The organism is bacterium, assembly GCA_024224155.1.
GTDB lineage: Bacteria > Acidobacteriota > Thermoanaerobaculia > Multivoradales > JAHEKO01 > CALZIK01.
Window position 1 is genome coordinate 1 of record JAAENP010000291.1, and the last position, 2,224, is coordinate 2,224.

2 protein-coding genes are annotated in these 2,224 nt (G+C 66.0%); both read left to right on the plus strand.

Annotated elements, in window-relative coordinates; all coding sequences use genetic code 11:
- The first annotated feature begins 218 nt into the window (after positions 1-218).
- The gene (locus GY769_15105; protein ID MCP4203250.1) at positions 219-671 is read left to right on the plus strand and encodes an LLM class flavin-dependent oxidoreductase; all 453 of its coding nucleotides are present in this window, start codon (positions 219-221) and stop codon (positions 669-671) included.
- A 187-nt stretch (positions 672-858) separates the two neighbouring features.
- Positions 859-2,085, plus strand: coding sequence for an ISL3 family transposase (locus GY769_15110; protein MCP4203251.1), 1,227 nt, complete (start codon positions 859-861; stop codon positions 2,083-2,085).
- Positions 2,086-2,224: the final 139 nt, after the last annotated feature.

The window sequence follows — 2,224 nt, forward strand, 5'->3', positions numbered from 1 at the left end:
CGCTGGGGAGAAGCACTTCGCGAGGGAGTCGGACATCGCTTCGAACCTCCGTCTTCGCCCGGACGAGTCTACCAGGTGCATATCCAGGGGCGTACCCCGTTGCCCAGGGTCGCGATCGAAGATCTCGACGTCCTTTCTAGTTCTGAGTGCCTTGGTACGGTTCGCTGCAGTACCATGAAGGCGGCGAACAGATACCCACATCGCTCGAGGAGAAACCGATGGAACGGATGAACGAGCTGGGCTTCTACACGCTCGGCGGCGCACCGCAGACACCTCGCGAGCTGATCGCCGAGGTGCAGCAGGCCGAGGCGCTCGGCCTCGGCTCGACGTTCATCTCGGAGCGCTTCAATATCAAGGAGGCGGCTACCCTGTCGGGCGCGGTAGGCGCGATCTCGAGCGAGATCGGCATCGCCACTGCGGCCACGAACCACAACACGCGCCACCCGATGGTGACGGCCGCCTACGCGATGACGATGCACCGCCTCACCGGGGGCCGCTTCTCGCTGGGCCTCGGTCGGGGGATCCGACCGATCTTCGACGCCTTCGGTCTCCCGCGGATCAAGACTGCCGAGATCGAGGACTTCGTCGGCCTCATGCGGCGGATCTGGCGCGGCGAGGTGGTCGTCGCACACGACGGGCCGGCCGGAAAGTACGGCTCTCCTGCAGTTTGAGTGGGTCGTTCGAATGAGGATTTCCCGCCCCCTCACCCCCCCAGCGGGGGTGAGGAGGTGAGCAAGGAGGAAATGCTGGTGGAGGAGGGGGCGCACGCTCTGGAGGCGGCGCGCACGGTATAGAGGTGCACACGAGGTTCGTGCTTTCTTGTGGTTGACGAAAACGACAAGGAGGCAGAAGAACCCCGTGCGCATCACTACGCTACTCCGCCGGCTGATCGGTGTCACCTCGTTGCTCGTGCGCTCCGTGGCCTTCGAGGGAGGCGATCTGGTACTCGGCGTGGAGCCTCGTTGGCGCAGGCCGCGGTGTGGGGCCTGTGAGAAGCGGGCCCCGGGCTACGATCAGAGCCCTGCGCGGCGCTGGCGGCAGCTGGGGCTCGGTCGGCTTCGCATCTGGCTGGCGTACGCGCCGCGGCGGGTCCGGTGCCCCCGCTGTGGGGTGCGGACCGAGCAGGTCCCCTGGGCGCCGCATCGAAGCCGGTTCACATGGGACTTCGAGGAGCTCGTCGCGTACCTGGCGCAGGTGACGGACAAGACCCGGGTCACAGAGCTGATGGGGATCTCCTGGACGACGGTGGGCGCGATCGTGGAGCGGGTGGTGGCCCGGCGCCTCGATCCATCGAGGCTCGACGGCCTGCGGCGGATCGGCGTCGACGAGTTCAGCTACCGCAAGCGCCACCGCTATCTGACGACGGTGGTGGATCACGATCGCCGACGCGTGGTGTGGGCGGCTGCAGGCCGCAGCGCGGCCACGCTCGGGGCGTTCTTCGACGCGCTGGGCGAGGAGCGCTGTGCCGAGCTCGAGTGCGTGACCATGGACATGGCGGGTGGCTACATCAAGGCGGTCGAAGAGCGGCTCCCGGGAGCCCAGATCGTGTTCGATCGGTTTCACGTCCAGCGCCTGGCGTCCGATGCCCTCGACGAGGTCCGGCGGGAGCAGCTGCGCGAGATTCGAGGGACCGACGCAGGGCGAGCGCTGTTCCAGAGCCGCTTCGCGTTGCTCAAGAACCCCTGGAACCTCACCCGCGAGCAGAAGCAGAAGCTCAGCGAGGTGCAGCGCACGAATGCTCCGCTCTACCGGGCGTACCTGCTCAAGGAGACCCTCGCGCAGGCCCTGGACTACAAGCAGCCGGCGCGAGCCGAGCGCGCTCTGCGGGAGTGGCTGGCTTGGGCCTCACGTTCCAAGCTCCCGCCCTTCGTGAAGTCCGCACGAACGATCCGGAAGCACTTCGACCGCATCCTCGCCTACATACGAGAGCGCTTGACCAATGGGATCGTCGAGGGAATCAACAACAAGCTGCGGATGATCGCCCGCCGGGCCTACGGCTTCCACAGCCCCCCACCACTCATCGCCATGCTCTACCTCTGCTGCGGTGGCATCACGCTGGATCCACCTCTCCCGAAACCCACATGAACTGCAGGAGAGGCAAACTAAAGGGCGGATGGCGAAAGTAGCCACCACAGGGGTACTGGACGCTACGAAATCGCCAGATGAGCAGGAGAGACACGGGTGCCGAACGGATACAAGCAGAAGATGCGGTCCCACCTGAGAA